This is a genomic window from Paenibacillus septentrionalis, assembly GCF_042659865.1.
GTDB lineage: Bacteria > Bacillota > Bacilli > Paenibacillales > Paenibacillaceae > Pristimantibacillus > Pristimantibacillus septentrionalis.
In genome coordinates this window covers 235,364-252,584 of sequence record NZ_JBHSTE010000007.1, presented here as the reverse complement: position 1 = coordinate 252,584, position 17,221 = coordinate 235,364, and the positions used below count along the sequence as shown (strand labels likewise).

Genomic DNA, 17,221 nt, shown 5'->3' with positions numbered 1-17,221 from the left:
TTTAGCCTATAGTTCGATTACAATTCAAGTAGTTTGGAGGTGAATAAGGATGGAGAATGAAGAGCTCCAGCAGTGGGTGGAAAAGGTATCGCTGCAGTATTTCAATAAACCGTTTCTTCATAAGGCTACGTTCAATAGCAGGCTTAAGGCAACTGGAGGAAGGTACTTCACGACCTCGCACAATATTGAAATCAGTCCGCATCAGCTTCAGGCGTTCGGCAAGGAAGAAACCGAAAAAATTATTAAGCATGAGCTGTGCCACTATCATTTGCATTTGTTGAATCGAGGATATCGCCATCGCGATCAAGATTTTAAGCAGCTGCTAGCTTATGTGGGTGGTTCACGCTATTGCAACACCTTGCCAGAGCGGGGCGCAAGCAAGCAGGCACCTTATCGATATGTGCTGCAATGCACAGATTGCAACCAGCAATATTACCGAAAAAGACGAATGGATACAAGCAAATATCGCTGTGGAAAGTGCAGAGGAAAATTATTAATAAAACAACTTGACAAAAGGTAACGACCATGGTAGATTATTAATTGTCCGCTTTATCTTTTGTTGTTCCCTGATAGCTCAGTTGGTAGAGCACTCGACTGTTAATCGAGTTGTCACAGGTTCGAGTCCTGTTCGGGGAGCCAGTATGGAGAAGTACCCAAGTGGCTCAAGGGGACCCTCTGCTAAGGGGTTAGACTGCGTAAGTGGTGCGTGGGTTCGAATCCCACCTTCTCCGCCATCGTTTTTCCAAGGAAAGATGCTGATAATGGACCGAACTTAACGGTCTTTTTTATTTGCTCGTTTCGCGAAGGGAAACTAGAAAAAAAGTTGTTGTAATGTGAAGTTGGATGTGTTAAGATACATCTTGTCTCTTTTGAAGTTAGTATATGCGGCCCGTTGGTCAAGGGGTTAAGACACCTCCCTTTCACGGAGGTAACAGGGGTTCGAATCCCCTACGGGTCACCACTATTCTTATGAGAGCTGCTCACATGAGTAACCATGTTCATGAGAGCCATTAGCTCAGTTGGTAGAGCACCTGACTTTTAATCAGGGTGTCGAAGGTTCGAGTCCTTCATGGCTCACCAGTTTTCTTCTTAGTAAGTCAGCTGGATGATAATTGTTCCCATATGCGGTAGTGGCGGAATGGCAGACGCGCCATCTTGAGGGGGTGGTGGGTGTATACCCGTGGAGGTTCGAGTCCTCTCTACCGCACCATACATATAAACGTTTAAGTCCTTGCATAGCAAGGGCTTTTTTTGTTTTGCTATTTACTACAACGGATTAGAACAAATACCGAGCATGGTCTGAAAATCTAATGTGGAGACAAAGTGGGATCGGATGCTTGCAGACTCAGCAGGAGTAGCGGATACTCGCACACAAAAAAAGAAGAAGCCGCAGTTGACGGCTTCTTCTTTTACTAGGTAGATTTAGTGGATTTAGTTATCTACTCAATGATTAATGGAAGCGATACTTCAAGCGACTCTGCCTGTTTATTAGCATTGTCACCGTCACCAATCCAATATTCTGCACGAATCTTAACTTCATAGTTGCCTCTAGGGAGGACCGAAGGTCGCAGCGTTTCATTTAAGTAAGCATGGATATCCTTATTATCATTGAGTCCGTATTTATTCAGATTATAGGTAAATAAGCTTCTCTGACTTAAATTAGAATGTAGCTCATCTCCTGGCTCAAACGAGCTTAAGTACAATGCAAGGCCAAAGTTATCTTTACTAGAAAAGCCTTCTTCATCCGTGATCGTATACTCAATTAAAGCAAACCCATGCGAAAGATTTAAGGTCTGTTCAGAATGATTGCTAAGTCTCGCCCAAATTTCTACAGGTTCGCCATATGAATAAGTTTGTTTGCTAGAGAATGCAGCAAGAGTAAATACATCATTTTTATCTTGTTCATTTATAGTTGATTTTTTGGTTGAGGTGTTCGTTTGCTCCACATAGATCGTTTGATCGTTATGATCATAACTAATAAAACCGTGCGTCTCTTCCGCTAAAGCTCTTAGAGGCACATATACACTACCATTAATATTAAAAATCTCTTTCTTCAAATCAACTATTTCATTATTAATGACTAGCTTGCCTTTGAAAAGATAGGAAACAATATTGTCTGATGCACCTAATATGGATGTAGAAAGCAAAAATAGAAACAACGTAACGATTATGGTTTTCTTAAACTTCAAGTTATATCCACTCCATTCGTTTATGTATGATACGAATTACTATAACGAGTAATATGATCAATAGAAACTATAACATAGATTAGGATATAACTGTAAGTTATTTCCTGAAAATTACGTATTCAAAGCTCTAAGATGATGCGTTAATGTTATCGAATGCTATTTACATACATACTGTATGTATGTTAAAGTGAGAGCATCATAACGAAAGGGGTTTTACAATGAAACCATCCAGTTTTTATCCTGTTATTTTAACGGAGCAAGTTGCAGAGACAGCTGCATTTTATGTGGAGCATTTCGGTTTTGAAAAAGTATTTGAAGCAGAATGGTACGTCAGTCTTAAGCTAATCCATATGGAACAATCGTTTGAGCTGGCCGTCCTCGACGCTGCGCACACTACAATTCCAAACGGCTACAACATGAACGTGCAGGGGCTTATTCTTAATTTCGAGGTGGATGATGTCGATGCTGAGTATGAGCGGCTAGTGCGCCAAAGTAAGCTTCCATTGCAGCTCGATATTCGCAGTGAAGACTTTGGACAGCGGCATTTTATCGTTTCCGACCCTAACGGCGTACTCATTGATGTGATCACCGTCATTCCGCCATCACAAGAGTACAGCAGTCAGTATGCAGAGGAAATTTGGAAGCAGGAGAGCTGAGAATGGGGACGTACACGCCATTAAAGCATTATTTTGCAGGGGAATTGGCAACGCGACTGGCTCATCTAATTGCGCCAGTCTATCCTGAATTTCCGACGCAAAGCTTTGTACAAGCAGTTGAAGAGAAGGTAGAGCCGCTGGAGCTAAAGGAGCGTGTACAGCTTATCGCTGAGCAATTACGTCAGGCGATTAATTTGGAGTATCCCGAGCAACTGCACATCCTGCTAAGCATCATAGGTCCGGAGATTGAGAAGGAGGAGGGCATGTTTACTGAGGGATATTTCCTAATGCCGATCGCCTATTTCGTGGAGTGTTATGGGCTGGAGCATTTTGATCTATCTATGGCAGCATTATATGAAATCACCAAGCGTCATACCTCTGAATATGCGATTCGTCCTTATCTGCTTCGCTATCCTGCAGAAACGGTTGAAAAATTACATGCTTGGGCCAGTGATGAGAATGCTCATGTACGTCGGTTGGTCAGCGAAGGTACGCGTCCGCGCTTGCCTTGGGCCAAGCGGATCAATGCCATATATGGCGATCCGTTGGTCAATCTTGCTTTGCTAGAGCTGCTATTAAATGATCAATCAGCCTATGTACGGAAGTCTGTCGCAAATCATTTGAACGATTTGACGAAGGATTTCAAAGACGTCACAATAGAGTGGATGGTTAAACAGCTGGAATCAGGCAGGTTACATGATGCGAGCACCATTCGGCGTGCCTTAAGAACGCTGGTCAAAACGAATGATTCAGCTGCTACAAATTTATTAGATAGAGTAAACAGGTAGAAAATATGAATGGAGAAGCATATCGGTTATGAGAAGAGGTAAGGAAGAGACAACCGAAACGATTCGTCAGCTGGTTGATATCGCAAGAACTCATTTTACAGAGTATGGTTATGCGGATACGGCATTAGAATCGCTCGTGCAAGAAGCGAATCTAACCCGAGGTGCGCTGTATCATCATTTTCGAAATAAGAAGGAATTGTTTCGCAGCGTACTAGAGGTTGTGCAGAAGGAGGTTGCCGACAAAGTGGAGCAAGCTGCTTCGACTAGCGAAGATTTATGGCAGCAGCTTCTTTTGGGCTGTCGCGCATTTATTATGGCAGCAGTCGAGGAGCGCAACCAACGGATTATGCTAGTAGATGGGCCAGCGATTTTAGGCTGGGAAGAGTGGAGAGCAATGGACCAACGGCACTCGATGCGGCTTTTGCGCGCTCAGCTGCAAACGATGCAGGAGCAGGGCTGCTTGCGTCAAGCGCCACTCGAGGTAACGACCTACTTTATATCTGGTGGCCTAAATGAAATGGCGCTTTGGCTAGCCAAGGAAGCGCTGAACGAAAGTGCACTGGATGAAGCGATGAACGCGCTAAGCGTTTTTCTCGAAGGCTTCAGGCGCATCTCATCATAATGCTTGGTGGAGCGATGGTATCCTGCAGAAGTTGAATCGGTTCTGCAGGGAATGAGGCAAAGTTTGCTGCTAACCTATAGGTGAAGGGAGGTTATTGGATGAATGTGCTGCAGCATTTAAATGAGGCATTGGATTACATTGAACAACATTTAGACACTGAGATCGACGAGCTTGAAGTTGCAAGGCGTGCCTGCTGCTCAGTCTATCACTTCAAGAGAGTGTTTTCATTCCTGTCAGGAATTTCGCTGCAGGATTATATCCGGCGCAGACGTCTTACTCTGGCAGCGTTGGAACTACAGGATCGAACAGCCAAAGTGATAGACATTTCATTAAAATACGGTTATCAGTCACCCGATGCGTTTACTCGAGCATTTCAAGCGATGCACGGCATAACACCAACAGAAATGAGAACGTGCAGCGGATCGTTAAAAGCTTATCCTCCAATGACCTTTCGATTATCAATAGGAGGTAGCGAGCCGATGAAATTTAGAATCGTACAAAAGGATGCTTTTCAAGTTGTCGGTATAAAAAACAAGGTGACGGCAATCGAGATGGGCGAGCACCCAGGTGTGGAAGAGGTTTGGTTAAAGACAACAAAGGAGACGTATAACGAGTTGAAATCGCTAAATGATGCAGAGCCCTTTGGCATGTTGCATGTGGATGTCGGCGAAGGTGTACGTCAGAGCCGTGATTATGATTATTACATGTCTGTTGCCACAACGAAGCCTTGTCCGAGTCATTTAAGCGCTCTAACGATCCCCGGACAAACCTGGGCAGTTTTTCAAATTAAAATACCTTGGTCAAAAGAGAAATGGCATCGCATCTATGGTGAGTGGTTTCCATCCTCAGGCTATGAGCAGATCGAGGGACCGACTTTTCAAGTTGGACCGGAAATTGAGGTTGGTGCAAAACAAATCTACACTGAGGTTGATGTAGAATTATGGCTTCCAGTGGCTAAAATCCAGAAGAATGGATATTGAGAATCAACGGCAGTTTAATTGAGGTTTTTTTTACTAAAAAATGAAGCGCTGAGCAGCTTAGGCCCTCAACGCTTCATTTTTTCTTTGAGAACGTGATAGACTATCGTAATTGCTGCCTTGCTTGATTGTAGTGATCAACTGCGAAGCTGAACATCACCTTAAGCATGAACAATGAGCTAATAATCAGCATATAGGGAGGGATGTCAGGAAGCATTGGCATGCAGCCAAGACCGATCGATAAGAGCAAGCCAGCAGTGACTAACTGTGATTGCCGACCAATTAGGGCATTAACGATAAACGCGGAGGCGATTGTATACGCCCATACGATCAGCGCATGCACGATATCATTGGACAACAGCAGTGCAATCAAAATTACATGAATATGAACAGAAATAAAGATGAGCCTCGTACGCTTTCTCGTTGCATAAAAGTTGCTCGTTGATGCAGTAAAGTTTGCAATACAGCCGCAAAAAACATCAAAGATGAGTAGCAATGCCAAAACACTTCGCCACACTGGCAAAGCAGATGTCATCTCTGGGAAAACCACATACAACAATGCCGTCAATACACCGCCAAATAGAAAAATCATAATCATGACGCCGCTAGATTGCTTTTCACCAAATAGTTCGTGCAAATAAGAAGGAACTTGATGCTGTTTCATTGTTTTCACTCCCATCATTTCGTTTCCATCCAAATTCTCAATAAACACAAGATGCTACTTCAAAGTTTTGTAGTGATTAGATATGATTAGTATAAAACTATTATAAAAATAGATACGCTCAATTTCAATGTTTTATACTGAAAAACTTGATATACTCCAAAACTTTAAGTATGCTACAGAAGAGGTGAGTCACATGGACGGTTTCGAACGACGTAAGCAAAAGAAGCTAGCACAAATCTATACTGCTGCAATAGAGCTGTTTTTCAAGTATGGCTTTCAAAAAATTAGTGTGAACGAAATAGCCCAGCAAGCGAAGGTTTCACCTGCTACGATATACAATTATTTTGGAACGAAGGAGCAGCTATATGCTGATAGTTTGTTTTACTGGATGGATAAGCAGCTGCAGCACTATGAAAGTATATTGAATGCTGAGCTGACCTTTGTTGAGAAGACGAAGCAAATTATGCTGTTAGAGGCTGAAAATCTTAAGAAGCTAACGAATGAGCTCCCGCAACTGTCATCTCAGGAGCAAGATGACATGCTGAAATCAATGGATGATTATGCGGAGCAAAAACTAACCGATTTTTTCAAAAAATATGTTGCGCTTGGGCGGAAGGAAGGGTATATAAGCAAGTCCCAATCGGACGTTGTTATCATGCGTTACTTTATGCTGTTTCAACGCGAGCTTAGTCGTTATTGGCGTGAGTCCACTCCGGAATTAACAACAACCCAACAGGAGCTTGATCACATGCTTCAGTTGTTCTTTTATGGACTTGCAGGAGATAGACAAGTGCAATAGTAGTTACGAAGAAAACACCTTCGAGGTTCATGGATCAATCATCCATTTCCTCGAAGGTGTTCCTGATCGTATAGAGCATATTGATTTTTTCCGCTTTTTTTCGAATCATATAAGGCGATGTCAGCTTTATTGGTTAAAGTGTCAACATCGATTCCATCAATAGGAGCAATTGCGATGCCTATGCTTAGAGACAGTATAATATCTGGCGAGTATTCCGAAGAAATTTGCTCATTGAAGCTATCGATAAGCTGCTTGGCGATTTGTTCTGCTCGCGCTCTGTTACTATGCAGTGAGACAATAATAAATTCATCCCCGCCCATACGGAATATCGTTTCATCTTCTGTAACCGCATTTCTCATAATATCTGCTGTTTTCTTAAGCAGCTTGTCCCCATGATCGTGACCGAACGTGTCGTTGACCTTCTTGAAATTATCCATATCAATCATCAACAAGGTGAACGCGATCGGGTTAGCCTTCAGATTCTTACCTGCAAATTTTTCAAAATAAGCTCGATTGCCCAGATTGGTCAAACTATCGTGAAAGGCCAGGTAAATAGGTTTTGCGATCCATCTGGAAATAAATATAGCAAGGATGACTGTCACGACAAGAACACTTAATATGCGCAAAATAAAAATCTTTTTCTGTTCTGTTAAAGATTCAATAAGCTCTTCTTTGCTGTATACAATCTCAAGCACCTTGCTTTGGGTTGTCCCCGTATCATAGGGAGAGAGGTAGTGCACATACAAATAAATGGCTTCCTCGCCGTTCCATGTGCTATCGAGCATGGTAGACTCATGAGTTGATAATGTACGCTCGAAAGCGGCACGCTGTTCTCCTCGTATGAAATACTCCTCTTCTGATTTGCCTAAGGATAAGCCTCCTATATTGAGAACATTAATATCTAAAATAGAAGGATGAGAACGTCTAATATTTTCAGCCGTATATAAAAAGTTGAATTGCTCAAATATCGTTTCATTCGTCCACGTAAAGCCAAGCTGGATGATATAGTCTTTATCCGCTGTACTCATATAGCTGTATTTTTTAATAGCGCCCGTAGCCTGCTCGACATCAAGACCGTCTGCATAAAACTTCCCAGATGCCCGTCGTTCTTCTAACGTCTTGACAAGTTTGCCGCAGCATTGATTGAAGTCCAGACCAATATCATGATCTACATTACTGTATATAATTTTATTTTGATTATTGATGATAAAGATATCCAACCTATATTGCGAGCTTAACTTAGCAAAATCCCATTCATCAAAGGAATGAGTAGATTCATAGAGTTTCATTAGTGAATTGGTCGTATTTCGCATCCGAGCTTCAAGATTGTCATTAATAACAATGTTGGCCTTTTCACTCGTTTCTAGTGCATAAATAAGCAAGTTAGCTTTTTCATTAAGTATGTCTAATTCATGATTTAACGCTTCGTCCCTCAGGTGAACATAATTGGAGATTGTTAATACAATCGAAATGACTAATGTAAAAACAATCATTGTTGCAGAGAGCTTGAGCTTATAGCTGTTTTCCAATGGGTTCACCTCGTTAGAGTTCATTGATGCTTTTATCTATTATAGGTAAATTCGCCTAGTATTTGAATGAGAATTTAATTAATTTGTCGAAAATCGCGATTTCTATATTAAAATAGCTCGATAGGAACATAGAAAAAGAGAAGCAAATCCCTTCTGCTAAGTCTAAATGAAGGGTTTGCTTCTCTCTGTTTTATAACACTTATTTATTTTGATTATCGGTTTTGTTGTATAGGAAATACGAAACTCCTATACCAACTCCGCCTAACACGGTAAATAGCAGTGATTTGATCAAAATGTTGAGGAAGGTAATATCAATAAATACCACTTTTACCGCAATGACCAGTAACAGAATAATTCCTGTCAAACGTGCCTTGGAAAGTTGTCGCATCGTCCCAATAACAATAGCCGCAATCGCATAGAATAGCCAAGCAAAAGAAACGAAATATGGAGCGGAGTCTGGTGAGCCCAGCTCTTTTCCAAGCAAGTTGGCCATAATAGTAACAAACCAAAAGGCAAGAGCTGCTTCAATCCAAAGGACTGTTGACAGAAATTCAGATGAAAGCTTCTCTTCTTCGAAGCAGCGTTTACATTCATGATAAATGAGCAGGAAGCTTGCCAATATAACAACCCAGCACAGTACCTCATAAGAAAAGATTGCCTTAAGAGGGCTAAACATCACTCCTACAACCCCAATGAAGCTGAAGGCCGCTCCAATCCAGCGCAGCAAATAATGTCTATCTCTTAAGCCATAAAGAATTAACACCACTCCAATTACGTAAAGCATAAGCTCCAAATATGATCTGCCTAGCAAATTTATGAAGAAGCAGAGCAGTGAAAAGGCTGAAATCAATACGCTTATTTCAATTCTTAGTTGATGCGGCTTGCCTGGGTGATTCTCTGCCAACTCTTGACGCTCATAGTAAAGAATCGATACGGCATAAGAAACAGCTATTAAAAGTGAAACAGCAGAAAACACAACACTTTGACTGCTGTAAATATAACTCATCCAGCTCATAATGGCCAAAACTCCAACCGCTTGCATGACGTGATATTCAGGTAAAATCTGTTTGCTTCTCATATATTGAACAAAAACAACGAGATGCTGGGTTAGAAGAGCTGCAATTAAAAAGCTATTATTCGCTTGGTCATAGATGCTGCTTGTAGCCATTAACGAGAAATGGAGCAGGAAATATGCAAGACCGTTTGCTATGCGATAGCGCAATTTAGTACTAAGTATAATCATGCTTACCGAGATTAGAAGCTGAATGAGCAATAGCGGTACGGCATGGACTTGGTTGGTATCAATTAAAAATACGCATATATACGCTGAGACGATGGCAATGCAAACAAGTAATTGTGAACGCCAGCGTATGGCAGAGAAAATAACAAGCCCGCAGGATAATAGATAGAACAGAGCCGCTGATACTACCCCAATGATCTCATAGGACAAATGAGCAACCGATATCGTAATCAGCAGTACGCCGTGGGCTCCACCAAGTAAAGACTTGCCGAGTATCGGTCGACGCTTGTTTCGCTGCTGAATCAATCCGACGGTATACATACCTGCTGCAAGAATTAGTCCTAGCAAGCAGCGCACAGGCTCTGTTATAAGACCAAAAGCAATGCCTGCAATAAACAGCATCAAAATCCCGATAAGAAGCACGATAATAAATACGATAGGCAGCACATACTTAACGAGTACACTTTCCATACTTCGCTTTTCAGGCTGCTGTGCAGCATTCCAAGGCGAAGCTTGATAGCTTTCTGCGTTAAAAGCAGCTTGCTGCTGTGTGTGATGGTAATGCTGCCTCCCCGGACCTGGCTGCTGCTGCGGTTGATTGAATCCTTGCACCCCTGGAGCAGGTCGTGACGCGGGGGGATGCATCCCCGGGTTAGGCTGCGGCATCTGATTGTAGCCTTGACCTCTTGATCCAGGCTGTTGCGGTTGATTAACACTCTGCATGCCTGAAGCAGGCTGTGTGCCTTGATTGAATCCCGGCATGCCTGGAGCAGGCTGTGTGCCTTGATTGAAACCCGGTATGTCTGGAGCGGGCTGCTTCGCCTGATTGTGCTCCTGCCTGTAGGCTGCAGGAGGTACAGGCTGCTGCTGGCTGTGCATAGGAGATGGTTTTTCAGGATGTTGTTGCAAGGCGGCGGAACGTGACTTTAGCTGATGCAGCTCCAGCTCCACGGCAGCTAGCCGTTGTTCAAGCTCCGACACTTTTTTATTCCAATCGATTGGAATCTCCTCCTTAATTGATTCATATAATGAACATTTTAATAAAGGAACTGCGTTACAGATTGATATGCCATCAAGACAAAAAAATAGAAGGGAAGAATGTGAATCATGAAAAAATGGCTGACACTGGTACTTATGCTTGCATTATTCGCAACACCAGGAATGGCTTCTGCTGCTTCTTCCAATGCTCCTATTAAAGTGTTTGTAGACGGTAAACAGTTGGTTTTTGATGTAGAGCCGATAATGACAAATAATACCACACTCGTTCAGTACACAACAGTGTTTAAAGCACTAGGAATGAAATATACGTGGAACCAACAGCAAAAAATGATTACAGGCTATAACGATTACGTATTGATGTACGTAGCAATTGATAATAAAACAGCTTGGATAAACGGCAGGGAAGTGAAGATGGCAGTCCCCGCAAAAGTAAGGAACGGAAGAACGCTTGTGCCGCTGCGTTTTATTAGCGAAGCTACTGGGGCGAAAGTCGTATGGGATGGCAAGCAGCGCACGGTCACGATTACCTCTGCACCTGAAAAGACAGAGCTTTCGCAATGGATGAGAGAACATCGTTGGGACGACTCACTTGATGCAGTGCTTGCCAGTGAAAAAGGGGAGCTGTTGGAGAAAAATGCCTTTACTTTAGCATATAACGCAGTTGCTCTGGCAGGCTACTCGACCTATCCAATTTTTCATTTTAGTGAAAACAAGCTGTATAGCATCGACTATATGGTAGACATGAAAGACAGGACTAATGATGAAGCGTTAGTAGCAATCGGAACCCTTTATAATCATTTGGAGGCTCATTTTGGATTGCCGTATCGTGATGAGCTGTATTTCTATGATGCAGCCGACTATCATGAAGAAGTTGAAAGATTTGCCGAGAGCATTGCAGCTGGAGAAGCGGAACTGACAGCCACATGGCAGCTCGGCTATACCGAGATAGAGCTTGCTGCTTTCAGCGATGAGGCAGGCGGAATTGATCTATATGTAACGCTGTTCAATACAAAATAATCGGGCAGAATGTTCAAATATTTTTCAGATGAACGTGCTACACTTTTTAATTATTGAAATCGAAGGAGAGCGTAGTATGTTTGAACAATGGAACCTTACGCAAAATTGGTGGTATTTGGCTGTAGCTGCAGGAATAATCATATTGTTATGGTTTATTGCTCGGGATCTTCCACTGCATATACACCATTTGCGCAGCATTAGACATGCAAAGAGCAAACATCAACCCCAAACGGAAAGTGTTGTGCTTCTATCCGCTGATTTGCATGTGATAGGTGCAAATCAACAGTTCTATACATTGACCGGGCTTTCGGAAATCAAGCCATACGAAACCTCGTTACAGGATATCTCGAAAATTTTTCCAGAAGAAACTAGAGAAGCTTCGGTACAGCGTTTATCCGATATCATTGAACAGGGAAAAGGAAGTCTGGAGTTGACCATTCAATCGGCGCGTGCGAAAGAGCAGCCGATTGTCATTGAGTCCTATTGCATTAATGACGGGACAGAATTCATTTGCAATTACGTAACGATGAAACTCAACCAGAATCCCCTTCGCCCCTAGTTCTAACCCTAGCTATTGTGTGATGCAGCAACCTTCTCGATGCTTTAAACAACGCTAACCTTAAATAAATCTGAAAAAACTGTGACCAAATTATGACGGTAGCGTATTACTTATCAAATACAACCGAGAGGAGAGCCGTACATGAGCTTTGAAACAATTAATCCAAATCCAGAACCACCAAAAAAACCAGAGGTAAACATGAAGTCGGTTCGCAAATTTACAACGCTTGCGATTATAGTAGTAGCACTTCTATACATCGGGTCGACATCGTTTTATACGGTGGAGGAGCGGGAAAGAGCAGCAGTGTATACGTTTGGTAAGATTACGCATGAAGAGGGGTCGGGGCTTCACTTTAAGCTGCCACATCCGATCCAACAAGTAAGAATTGTACCAGCAGAGCTAACACAAAATTTGACGGTCGGCTATCGTGAAACGGCTAGCGGTGATCAAGTCGTTGAAGAAGAAGCGATGATGATAACAGGTGATGAGAATATTGTCGCTGCGGACGCGGTTATTACTTGGAAAATTAACAACATTAAAAACTATCTCACCAATATTGAGCATCCTGAAACCTTTCTTAGAAATGCATCCATCGCATCGATTCGTTCTGTTATCGGGTCACAGAAGCTGGACTACGTGATTACAGATGGAAAAACAGAAATTCAAGAGCAAGCCCGCATTATGTTAGTTGAACTTATGGATAAGTACGATACGGGCATTCAAATTATTGATTTGAAATTCCAGGATATTGAGCCGCCAGACGGTGAGGTATCAGAGGCATTCCGTGCGGTAACCAATGCACGCGAGCAAAAGAACACCAAAATCAACAACGCGATGAAGTATGAAAATGATCGCATACCTAAGGCGCGAGGCGAGGCTCAAGCACTTATTGAACAGGCTGAAGGGGAAAAGGCATCTCGTATTCTTAATGCACAAGGGGATGTAGCCAAATTCAACGCGATCTATGAAGAATACGTAAACAACAAAGACATAACGGAAAGTCGTCTCATTCTGGAAACATTAGAAAAAATTCTTCCTAATGCACAGATCTTCATTACGAACTCTAACAGCGACACTGTAAGCTATTTGCCATTGAATGAACTGATGAACAATCGTTCTAACACATCTACATCAAGAACGAACACGAATTCTTCAAGTTCTTCAAGCAGTACAAATAACTCACAGACGTCTACGCAGTAAGGGAGGAATTAGCTATGAAAAAGTGGTATATCACTATTGCAGCGGCAATCATTCTTGTTATTTTAGCAGCAAGCTCGTTGTTCATTGTTAAAGAAGGCGAATATAAAATTATATTGCGTTTTGGCGAAGCAATTGATGCCAAGAGTGAACCAGGCCTATACTTGAAGGTACCGTTTATTGATAATATATCTGAGCTTCCAAAGTACCAGATGACCTATGAAAATGCACCAACTCAAATTATGACGAAGGACAAAAAAGTGATTTGGGTTGACAATTTCACAGTCTGGAGAATCAGCAATCCCGAAGAGTTTCATAAAACGAGTCATACAGTATCAGCAGGTACACGCCGTATCGATGAGGCAGTCTATAATGCCGTTCGACGCAAGCTATCAGAGGTCAACTACGATGAGATCATCAGTGAAGAAACAGCACGAGGCGATCTCAACGATGAAATTACGAATGATGTTGCGATAGCCCTGCAGCGTGACAATTATGGGATTGAAATTGTTGATGTCCGTATTAAACGAACGGACTTGCCAGATAGCAACAAGGAAAGCGTCTATAATCGTATGATTTCCGACCGTGAATCAATTGCCGCTCGTTACTTGTCTGAAGGTGACGAGGAATCTCACAAAATTACTTCTAAAGCAGATCGTACTGCGCTGGAGCTGATTGCACAAGCGGAAGCTGACGCGAAGAAAATCGTAGCGGAAGGCGAGCAGGAGGCTGCTAAAATTTACAATGAGGCGTATGGCAAGGATCCGGAATTTTACAACTTATATCGTACGCTTGAAAGCTATGTCGTAACGCTTAGCAATGAACCTGTTATTATGCTGCCAATCGATTCTCCATATGCGAGAGTTTTACTTGGACAGTAATTTTACCAAATTGAATACGTTACAGCACAGCTCTCTACAACGTTGTTGATAGAGGGCTGTTTTTTATAAAGACTCATGAACAATACTCGTATTTACAATAGGTTTAATAGCGCTAACATTAACGAATCTTTCGAGTCTATAAACTAGCGTATACGGTAGAGCAATCAATAGTTATCAGCAATTACTGATTAAATAAAATAACATAAATATGCACTATACAAAACGCTTGGGATATAGTATGTTACTTCTCGGACAGTACGATGTGAATACTGAAAGAGAAGGTAACTGAACATGGCACAAGGAAATAAACCCCATCATCATTACGCATTGGGTATGCATATGCAGCCGCGAGTGTGGTGGAATGTAAGAGTTGATTTTGTAGCTACGTTGTTTTTCAGCTTGTTTAACGTTGTAATGAATCAATACTATGTTACCTTTGCGGCACAGGCTGGCGCATCCAATCTACAGGTAGGGATCTTATCTGCAGCTCCAGCAATCGGCTTGATTTTTTCGCCGATTTGGGCTTCATGGATTGAGAAAAGCACCAACCCGAAACCTTTTACGATTTATCCGAATATGGTTGGACGCTTGCTGCTATTATTTCCGGCAATCTTTCCCGATCCTAATGTGTTTGTTGTAACAGCCGTATTGTTTCAGCTGCTGATGGGCATCCAAGCACCTGCTTATGCAGCACTCGTATCCCGAATTTATCCTTCAGATATTCGTGGACGCTTAATGGGATATGTCCGTGTTGGAATGGGGATTTTGATGATTCCACTGGCATTTATGGTCGGCAGCTGGGCTGATATGCTCGGTCCGCGTGGCCCACTAATTGCTGCGGCGATTGCAGGCTTTATTTCGGTTAGTATTTTTAATTCAATTAAAGTTTCCAAGCAAGGCAGCATTCAGGCACGCGCTTTGCAAGAAGTTGCGAGGGTGGGAAGCAAGCAAAAGCTGCTTGAGCAATTACAGCTTATTAAAAGCAATCGCTTGCTAGCTATTTTTTTGCTTGCTACGACGTTTTCGGGCTTTGGCAACATGATTTCGGTTCCACTCTATCAAATTATTCAGGTTGACATACTTAGCTTAACGGAGATTGGGTATACGCGTGTGGCTTACTATATTGCGCTGCTGCTAACGTTTTGGCTAGGTGGAATAATGATTGATCGGCTCGACATCAAGTATACGCTTCTAATAGGAATAGCCGCTTATGCAGTTGTTCCTATGCTGTACAGTCTATGGGGGACTTTCCCTGCTATTTTGTTCGGGAATGCGATTCAAGGTATTGGGGAAGCGATATGGGATATCGGGATTATGGCGTTTATTTTCAAAATCGCGCCTGGTCGTGAAGCAGTTGTATTCAGCCTTCATTTGATGGCGTTCGGCATAAGAGGAACTATTGGTCCAATACTCGGCACATCGCTGACGGATGCACTTGATATTAACGCTATTCTTATCGTAGCTTCCATGTTTGCATGGGCAGGCACGCTTCTGTTTATGTGGGGAAATCGAAATAAGCCAAAGGCAGCAAAATCATTACAGTAATGTCTTTTCAGATATAAAGTTAGCTATAACAATCGAAAAAGCCAAGCTCAGCCATGGAGGCTGTGCTTGGCTTTTTCTTATGTTGGGATACGAGCTTGAGCAGACGCAAGCACAAGCTTGTACCATGTCTGTTTAATATAACGAAATGGTTAAAGAATGATGCTCGGTTAGAGCATGCAGCGTTGCCTCAGAGCCGACAATTTCAATGCTGATTAAGGTTGCCAGGCACTGCTTTAATGCTTGCTTGCCTGTTTCCCATTTGCGATTCAGAATCGCCTCCAGCTTGCGCATCGCTTTTTTGTTTTGTTCACTCATATAAACTGGAATACTTTGATTACGGAATACGAGTGTAGTTGTCATGTTACCAACCTCCAACACTACGATAGTTTACGTATAGTGTAAAGAGCGAACCTTAAGATTACCTTAAAAAAATGGTTAAAATTAGACTGAATTAGATAAAATTGTCCGATTTTTCATGAAAGTTTCCTCATTTGCGTATCATAATTCTCATTATCGCACTGTTTCTGCACTCGCATGCAGCATCCGCTTTCGATATTCAGTGGGTGTACAATTCATTTGCTGTCTGAATACCTTCACGAAATAGCTCATATGATCGAAGCCAACATCGATCGCGACCGAAGAAACTTTGCTGCCGGGATCAAGCAGCAGCTCTGCAGCGCGCCTGATACGATAGGAGTTTACATATTCGATCGGCGTCTGTCGCGTCATGCTCTTGAAGAATCGGCAAAACTGACCCTCGCTCATTGGAATTTGCCCAGCGATTTCTGCGATTTTAATCGGCTGCTGATAATGCTCCTGAATATAGCTGATCGCTTTTTTCAAGCGAAGTGTTTTCGTTGCATCGGTCAGCTCTCGTTTGCTGCGATTCACGTGACGTCCCTGGGGAACGATCGTGTGAAGCATGGAGAGCAGCTGTTGCTTGGCAGCCAGCTCATACCCGGGATCGCATTGATCACAGATCGACAATAGCTCTCTCAGCTGAAACAGCAGCTGCTTTTCCCAGCGTGAAGCACCAGTAATATGGACAGGAAAGCTTCGCGTACGATCGAGTAAGGGAGCAATATAATTCGCCTGAATATGATCAAAGGTTGGACTAGCCAGCAGCTGCGCATCAAATACGATAGCACCATACATACAGGTAGAATCGTTAAAGGAGTGTCCTGCATGGATTTCTCCGCTATGGATAAATACAGCTTCACCTGCTCGCACAGGAAAATAATCCGTGTCCAGCTGGAATAGCACCTCGCCAGCTGCAACATAAAAGAACTCAACCTCATCATGCCAGTGGCATTCCAATATTGGTGCGCCTGCGATATTTTGATCAATCCAGTAGGATGCAAGCGGAAAGGAATCGTTGCCGTGCCTGCGATTTTCTTTAAGGGTTGATTTAATTGTGAGATCCAATCGTGACACCTGCCTTCTAAACGTCAAAATCGTGCTATAAACCAGCATTATTCTGTTAGATTTAATAAAAAAATATCACTATAATGCAAGTATAACACATATATTACTGTCCAAAACTTCAAAATTTAACAATA

The 17,221-nt window shown here is 42.5% G+C and carries 17 protein-coding genes and 5 tRNA genes; 16 read left to right on the top strand and 6 right to left on the bottom strand.

Annotation, left to right across the window (positions count from 1 at the left end):
• Nucleotides 1-49: 49 nt before the first annotated feature.
• The 6 genes from ACFP56_RS19430 to ACFP56_RS19405 all read left to right on the top strand — a co-directional run bounded on the left by ACFP56_RS19430 (nucleotide 50) and on the right by ACFP56_RS19405 (nucleotide 1,210).
• Entirely contained in the window at nucleotides 50-520 is a 471-nt protein-coding gene (locus ACFP56_RS19430; RefSeq protein ID WP_379237698.1) for a SprT family protein, read from the top strand.
• A gap of 43 nt (nucleotides 521-563) precedes the next feature.
• Nucleotides 564-639, top strand: a tRNA-Asn gene (locus ACFP56_RS19425).
• Between the two features lie 4 nt (nucleotides 640-643).
• A tRNA-Ser gene (locus ACFP56_RS19420) sits at nucleotides 644-734 on the top strand.
• A 152-nt stretch (nucleotides 735-886) separates the two neighbouring features.
• A tRNA-Glu gene (locus ACFP56_RS19415) sits at nucleotides 887-961 on the top strand.
• 43 nt (nucleotides 962-1,004) lie between these two features.
• Nucleotides 1,005-1,080: transfer RNA gene (locus tag ACFP56_RS19410), tRNA-Lys, on the top strand.
• A 44-nt stretch (nucleotides 1,081-1,124) separates the two neighbouring features.
• Nucleotides 1,125-1,210: transfer RNA gene (locus ACFP56_RS19405), tRNA-Leu, on the top strand.
• A 229-nt stretch (nucleotides 1,211-1,439) separates the two neighbouring features.
• Here ACFP56_RS19405 and ACFP56_RS19400 read toward each other — a convergent pair.
• Entirely contained in the window at nucleotides 1,440-2,189 is a 750-nt protein-coding gene (locus ACFP56_RS19400; protein ID WP_379237696.1) for a stalk domain-containing protein, read from the bottom strand.
• Between the two features lie 218 nt (nucleotides 2,190-2,407).
• Between ACFP56_RS19400 and ACFP56_RS19395 the strand changes: the two genes are divergently transcribed.
• The 4 genes from ACFP56_RS19395 to ACFP56_RS19380 all read left to right on the top strand — a co-directional run bounded on the left by ACFP56_RS19395 (nucleotide 2,408) and on the right by ACFP56_RS19380 (nucleotide 5,235).
• Nucleotides 2,408-2,845 carry a VOC family protein gene (locus ACFP56_RS19395; protein ID WP_379237694.1) on the top strand — a complete coding sequence of 146 codons (438 nt, stop codon included), beginning with the start codon at nucleotides 2,408-2,410 and terminating at the stop codon, nucleotides 2,843-2,845.
• Nucleotides 2,846-2,847: 2 nt separating this feature from the next.
• Nucleotides 2,848-3,633 (top strand): DNA alkylation repair protein, encoded by a 786-nt coding sequence (locus tag ACFP56_RS19390; protein WP_379237692.1) that lies wholly within the window; start codon nucleotides 2,848-2,850, stop codon nucleotides 3,631-3,633.
• 28 nt (nucleotides 3,634-3,661) lie between these two features.
• Nucleotides 3,662-4,255: a TetR/AcrR family transcriptional regulator gene (locus ACFP56_RS19385; protein ID WP_379237690.1), complete on the top strand. Its 594-nt coding sequence runs from the start codon at nucleotides 3,662-3,664 to the stop codon at nucleotides 4,253-4,255.
• A gap of 98 nt (nucleotides 4,256-4,353) precedes the next feature.
• Nucleotides 4,354-5,235, top strand: coding sequence for an AraC family transcriptional regulator (locus ACFP56_RS19380; protein ID WP_379237688.1), 882 nt, complete (start codon nucleotides 4,354-4,356; stop codon nucleotides 5,233-5,235).
• 100 nt (nucleotides 5,236-5,335) lie between these two features.
• Here ACFP56_RS19380 and ACFP56_RS19375 read toward each other — a convergent pair whose 3' ends face one another.
• Nucleotides 5,336-5,896 (bottom strand): hypothetical protein, encoded by a 561-nt coding sequence (locus ACFP56_RS19375; protein ID WP_379237686.1) that lies wholly within the window; start codon nucleotides 5,894-5,896, stop codon nucleotides 5,336-5,338.
• Nucleotides 5,897-6,089: 193 nt separating this feature from the next.
• Between ACFP56_RS19375 and ACFP56_RS19370 the strand changes: the two genes are divergently transcribed.
• Nucleotides 6,090-6,695, top strand: coding sequence for a TetR/AcrR family transcriptional regulator (locus ACFP56_RS19370; RefSeq protein WP_379237684.1), 606 nt, complete (start codon nucleotides 6,090-6,092; stop codon nucleotides 6,693-6,695).
• Nucleotides 6,696-6,733: 38 nt separating this feature from the next.
• On the opposite strand, the gene ACFP56_RS19365 is transcribed toward ACFP56_RS19370, so the two are convergent.
• Together ACFP56_RS19365 and ACFP56_RS19360 are read right to left on the bottom strand one after the other, a co-directional pair.
• A complete protein-coding gene (locus ACFP56_RS19365) occupies nucleotides 6,734-8,224 on the bottom strand; it encodes a GGDEF domain-containing protein (protein ID WP_379237683.1) in 1,491 nt (496 codons plus the stop codon).
• 199 nt (nucleotides 8,225-8,423) lie between these two features.
• Complete coding sequence (locus tag ACFP56_RS19360) at nucleotides 8,424-10,445, bottom strand: DUF2339 domain-containing protein (RefSeq protein ID WP_379237681.1); 2,022 nt, start codon at nucleotides 10,443-10,445, stop codon at nucleotides 8,424-8,426.
• A gap of 126 nt (nucleotides 10,446-10,571) precedes the next feature.
• On the opposite strand from ACFP56_RS19360, the gene ACFP56_RS19355 reads away from it, so the two are divergent.
• The 5 genes from ACFP56_RS19355 to ACFP56_RS19335 all read left to right on the top strand — a co-directional run bounded on the left by ACFP56_RS19355 (nucleotide 10,572) and on the right by ACFP56_RS19335 (nucleotide 15,662).
• Nucleotides 10,572-11,480, top strand: a complete 909-nt coding sequence (locus tag ACFP56_RS19355) for a copper amine oxidase N-terminal domain-containing protein (protein WP_379237679.1) — start codon at nucleotides 10,572-10,574, stop codon at nucleotides 11,478-11,480.
• A gap of 76 nt (nucleotides 11,481-11,556) precedes the next feature.
• Complete coding sequence (locus ACFP56_RS19350) at nucleotides 11,557-12,039, top strand: hypothetical protein (RefSeq protein ID WP_379237677.1); 483 nt, start codon at nucleotides 11,557-11,559, stop codon at nucleotides 12,037-12,039.
• 141 nt (nucleotides 12,040-12,180) lie between these two features.
• Complete coding sequence (gene hflK, locus ACFP56_RS19345; RefSeq protein WP_379237675.1) at nucleotides 12,181-13,239, top strand: FtsH protease activity modulator HflK; 1,059 nt, start codon at nucleotides 12,181-12,183, stop codon at nucleotides 13,237-13,239.
• A 14-nt stretch (nucleotides 13,240-13,253) separates the two neighbouring features.
• Nucleotides 13,254-14,117 (top strand): protease modulator HflC, encoded by an 864-nt coding sequence (gene hflC, locus ACFP56_RS19340; RefSeq protein WP_379237673.1) that lies wholly within the window; start codon nucleotides 13,254-13,256, stop codon nucleotides 14,115-14,117.
• Between the two features lie 291 nt (nucleotides 14,118-14,408).
• On the top strand, nucleotides 14,409-15,662 hold the full coding sequence (locus ACFP56_RS19335) for an MFS transporter (RefSeq protein WP_379237671.1): 1,254 nt from the start codon (nucleotides 14,409-14,411) through the stop codon (nucleotides 15,660-15,662).
• Nucleotides 15,663-15,794: 132 nt separating this feature from the next.
• On the opposite strand, the gene ACFP56_RS19330 is transcribed toward ACFP56_RS19335, so the two are convergent.
• Entirely contained in the window at nucleotides 15,795-16,022 is a 228-nt protein-coding gene (locus ACFP56_RS19330; protein ID WP_379237669.1) for a 3-dehydroquinate dehydratase, read from the bottom strand.
• Nucleotides 16,023-16,172: 150 nt separating this feature from the next.
• Nucleotides 16,173-17,087, bottom strand: a complete 915-nt coding sequence (locus ACFP56_RS19325; RefSeq protein ID WP_379237667.1) for a helix-turn-helix transcriptional regulator — start codon at nucleotides 17,085-17,087, stop codon at nucleotides 16,173-16,175.
• Nucleotides 17,088-17,221 lie beyond the last annotated feature (134 nt).